At 40.3% G+C, this 700-nt stretch carries 1 tRNA gene; it reads right to left on the reverse strand.

Going from position 1 to position 700, the window contains the following annotated elements:
• Nucleotides 1-80: 80 nt before the first annotated feature.
• A tRNA-Ala gene (locus tag N480_RS16285) sits at nt 81-156 on the reverse strand.
• Nucleotides 157-700 lie beyond the last annotated feature (544 nt).

Raw genomic sequence — 700 nt, forward strand, 5'->3', positions numbered from 1 at the left:
GACGAAGGGGACACAAGTATGATTTTAAATATTCGAAATCTAAAACCAGACAATGTCACTAGGACTTTTTCAACGAAATTTGGTGGAGCTAGACGGGATCGAACCGTCGACCTCCTCGCTGCCAGCGAGGCGCTCTCCCAGCTGAGCTATAGCCCCAAACTGCCAATGTCATTTAAGACGTGCATCGCTGAGTGCGGGGCGCATTCTATGCAGGCAGGAAAATAAAGTCAACAATTTTTAGTGAAGTTTTTTCTAACTGCTTTAAAAAACGCCCAAGAGGACACAATATATACAAACCGACTTAAAACTTCAATCAAAGCACTTGTTTTAGTTCGATTTTCAACCATCTCGCTGGCGAAATTTACCCTTTACTCATTAATAATATATTGGCACCCAAAAAAACGCAGGGAGCACGACCTCATTCTTTCAAAATAAACAACAGCTAAGCCAGCATCCCTTCCCCCACACTATCGTAGAGTGAGTACCTGTAACTCTAATCACTTCCTCTGTTTTAAGTTCCTTTATAATGAAGGGTTATTGAATTTCAATTGTTTTGATTATAATTAAAGCAACTGAACGAAATTTTCATTCTAACTATTGACTCCTTTGTTGTTACACCTATAATAGCGCCCCACAACGACGCAGCGTTATACACATTGTGTTGTTAGCAAATTAGATATGGGTTGTTAGCTCAGTTGGG

The organism is Pseudoalteromonas luteoviolacea S2607, from assembly GCF_001625575.1.
GTDB classification, from domain to species: domain Bacteria; phylum Pseudomonadota; class Gammaproteobacteria; order Enterobacterales; family Alteromonadaceae; genus Pseudoalteromonas; species Pseudoalteromonas luteoviolacea_E.